Source organism: Elioraea sp. Yellowstone (assembly GCF_006704265.1).
Lineage (GTDB): Bacteria > Pseudomonadota > Alphaproteobacteria > Acetobacterales > Acetobacteraceae > Elioraea.
In genome coordinates this window covers 1-3,206 of record NZ_VIKA01000235.1, presented here as the reverse complement: position 1 = coordinate 3,206, position 3,206 = coordinate 1, and the positions used below count along the sequence as shown (strand labels likewise).

The following is a 3,206-nucleotide window of genomic DNA, read 5'->3' as shown; positions in this document are numbered from 1 at the left end:
GCCGTGCGGCGAGCGCGCGCAGCAGGCGCTCGCGCGGGATGCCGTTCGCCGCCGCATCGAGCGCGAGCACTTCCGGCCAGTCGGACGGGCGCAGCGGCCGCACGCCCGGCACGCTGCCGCCGCGCGTCTCCAGCCGCCAGCGGCGGAAGGTCCAGAACGGCGCGAAGCCGAGCTTCCCGTACACCGGCTGGCCGAGCGGTGTCGCGTCCAGCACCGCGCGGTGGCCCGAGGCCGCGAGGGCCCGGAGGGCGTGCGCCGTCAGCGCGGTGGCGTAGCCGCGGCCGCGGTGGTCGGGCAGCGTCAGCACCATCGACACCCAGGCCACCTCCGGCCCGAACGGCAGCACGGCCGCGCTGGCGGCGAGCACGCCGTCCACCTCGATGCCGAAGGCGCGGCCGTCGCGCAGGAACAGGCGCCAGTCCTCCGCGGTCTGGTTCCAGCCCGCGGCGGCGGAAAGGGCGCAGGCGGCGGCGAGGTCGGCCTCGGTGAGCGGGCGGATCGGCGGCATGTCAGAACGTGCCGTCCCGCACCTCGTAGTGGGTCGGCTTGCCGAGGCTGCGGCCGCCACGCGCGACCCAGTCGGCGGTCCAGTCGATCATCGTGGCGAGCGGAACGGTCGGGTAGCCGAACAGGGCGAATGCGCGCGCGGCGTTGTTGAGCCAGCCGGTCGGCGCCTCCTCGCCGGTCAGCACGGCGTCGCGGCCCAGCCGGAGGGCGAACTCGCGGGCAAGCCAGCGCACGGAGATGGTTTCCGGGCCGGTGACGTTCAGCGCCGCCATCGGCGCGTCGGCGAGGCCGAGCGCGGCGAGCGCCCAGGCATTGGCGTCGCCCTGCCAGATGACGTTGACGTGGCCGGCGGCGAGGTCGATCGGCAGGCCGTCGCGCACCTTCACGGCGATGTCGTGCAGCACGCCGTAGCGCAGGTCGATCGCGTAGTTCAGCCGGATGGCGACGCAGCGCGTGCGGTGCGCGGCGGCGGCGTGTTCGAAGGCGCGCTCGCGCGCGACGCAGGACCAGGCGTAGTCGCCGGGCGGCGGGGTGAGCGGCGTGTCCTCGGTGGCGCCGCCGGAGAGCACGGGCACGAACGGGTAGACGCAGCCGGTGGAGAAGAAGGCGATACGGCTGGCGGCGTAGCGTTCCGCGACCATGGCGGGGACGGTGGCGTTCATCGCCCAGGTGAGGTGTTCGGCGCCGCTGGATCCGAACTTGCGGCCGGCCATGTAGACGACGTTGGGCACGTCGGGCAGGCGCGCCAGGGCCGTCCGGTCGAGCAGGTCGGCCTCGATCGTTTCGATTCCCCAGGCATCGAGCCGCTGCCGCAGGCCGGGTTCGGAGAAGCGCGCAACACCGATGATGCGGCGCGAGGCGTCGGCGCGGCGGGCGAGGCGGGCGAGGGTGGGCCCCATCTTGCCGCCGACGCCGAGGATCAGGATGTCGCCGGGCGGCAGCGTGAAGCCCGGCGGCGGGCGGGAGAGGATGTCCTCAAGGTCTTCTTCAGTGGCCGGGGGGCCATTGGCCTCCCAGACCCCCCGCTGAGGGGCCCCTTCCCGTCGGTCGGGGGCCGCGGCCCGCCCGCTGGTCGGGCCGCCCTGGGCAGGGGGGGGTGGGGGGACCAGCGTGGTCCCCCCACTCTCGTCTTTCCTAGCCATCGATCTGCATCAGGAGGCCGGCGAGCAGCTTCGCCCGCGGCACCAGCGACGGCACGAGGATGTGCTCGTCCAGCGTATGCGGCCCCGAACCCTGCACGCCCAGCCCGTCCAGCGTGGGAATCCCCAGGGCCCCGGTGAAGTTCCCGTCCGACCCGCCGCCCGAACTCTCATGCGGCAACTCGGCAATCCCCACGCCCCTGGCGATCCGTTCCGCCAGCGCATGCAGCGCCAGCACCCTCCCGTCCGGCTCCCACACCGGGCGCGTATAGGTGCGCCGGACCGTGAAGCCGACCTCCGGATCGGTCGACTTCAGCGCCAGCATCCGCTCCACCAGCGCATCGAGATCGTGCTGCCGCTTCGCCATGCTGAGGCTCTCGGCCTGGCACAGCATGGGCACGCAGTTCACCCACTGCCCGGCACGGATCACGCCGACCGAGCAGGTCGCATCCTCGGTCGTCATCGCCTCGATCGCCAGGATCTGCTTCGCCATCTCGCGGATGGCGGACCGCCCCTCCGCGAGCCGCGCGCCGGCATGGCTCGGCTTGCCGCGCGCCTCCAGCGCGAAGCGCGCGATCGCGTAGCGCCCGGTCACCACGCCACCGTTGGAGCGCGCAGGCTCGGGGATCAGCACCACCTTGTGCCGCCTCGCCTCGGCCTCGATCAGGTCGCGCGTCGAGGGCGAACCCACCTCCTCGTCGCTGGTGAGCAGCACCGTGACCGGCAGCTTCGTGCGCGCCCCCGCCTCCAGGATCGCGCGCACGGCATCCATGGCGATGTAGGCCCCGCCCTTCATGTCGAAGATGCCGGGTCCCCAGGCCTTGTCGCCCTCGCGGCGGAAGGCGAGCGGGCCGGCGGCGCCGCCGGTGCCGATCGGATGGACCGTGTCGAGATGGCTCATCAGCAGGATGCCCGGTCCGTCCACGCCGCCGCCGAGCGCGGCCTGCGGGAAGCGCGCGCGCACGCAGTCGCCGAACCCCATCCGGCCGGGGATGCGCTCGATGCGCGCGCCGAGCAGCGCGAGATCGCGGCTGGCGAGGTCCATCATGCGGTTCACCGCCGCCGCGTCGTAGGTCGGGCTCTCGACCTCCACCCAGGTCCTGAGACCGGCGAGCATGCGCTCGGCGTCGAAATTCAGGGCGTCGGGGTCCATCCGGTGCGTCTCCTCGCCTGCTGCGACCGGGCAGGGTTCCACCGACCGCCCGGCCTGTCCATCCGCTTGCCTTCCGCCGGGCCGGAATGGTGTAACCCCAGATCGACAGGGAGCCACGATGGCGGGTGACGGCATCGAACGCGAGTTCAAGCTGATGCTGCGCGATGCGGCGGAGCGGGCGCGCATCGAGGCGCTGCTGCCGCGGCCGCGCCGTCTGCTCCGCCAGCGCAACATCTTCCTCGATACCGAGGACGGCCGGCTGGCCGCCGCGCGGCTGACCCTGCGCCTGCGCGAGGAGAACGCGGCCTGGCTGCTGACCGCGAAGGGCCCGCCGCTCGCTGCGCCCGGCGCGCTGAGCGCGCGCGAGGAGGCGGAGCGCCTCAAGCGCGAAGTCGATGCCGGCAACG

At 73.6% G+C, this 3,206-nt stretch carries 4 protein-coding genes; 1 reads left to right on the top strand and 3 read right to left on the bottom strand.

The window, feature by feature from the left end; all coding sequences use genetic code 11:
• The 3 genes from FK498_RS18120 to FK498_RS18110 all read right to left on the bottom strand — a co-directional run.
• Window positions 1-508, bottom strand: a 508-nt coding sequence (locus tag FK498_RS18120; protein WP_141857036.1) for a GNAT family N-acetyltransferase, incomplete at its 3' end; no start/stop codon positions are given.
• Window position 509: 1 nt separating this feature from the next.
• On the bottom strand, window positions 510-1,649 hold the full coding sequence (locus FK498_RS18115) for an NAD(P)-dependent oxidoreductase (protein WP_141857034.1): 1,140 nt from the start codon (window positions 1,647-1,649) through the stop codon (window positions 510-512).
• The gene (locus tag FK498_RS18110) at window positions 1,642-2,799 is read right to left on the bottom strand and encodes a M20/M25/M40 family metallo-hydrolase (protein WP_141857031.1); all 1,158 of its coding nucleotides are present in this window, start codon (window positions 2,797-2,799) and stop codon (window positions 1,642-1,644) included. Before FK498_RS18110 ends, FK498_RS18115 begins: the two co-directional genes overlap by 8 nt.
• A 118-nt stretch (window positions 2,800-2,917) precedes the next feature.
• On the opposite strand from FK498_RS18110, the gene FK498_RS19555 reads away from it, so the two are divergent.
• A partial coding sequence (locus FK498_RS19555) for a CYTH domain-containing protein (protein WP_161988487.1) occupies window positions 2,918-3,206 on the top strand: 289 nt, incomplete at its 3' end.

Excerpts from the sequence above, each read along its gene's own strand:
- FK498_RS18115 (WP_141857034.1), bottom strand. The coding sequence starts at position 1,649 with ATGGCTAGGAAAGACGAGAGTGGGGGGACCACGCTGGTCCCCCCACCC.
- FK498_RS18110 (WP_141857031.1), bottom strand. The coding sequence starts at position 2,799 with ATGGACCCCGACGCCCTGAATTTCGACGCCGAGCGCATGCTCGCCGGT.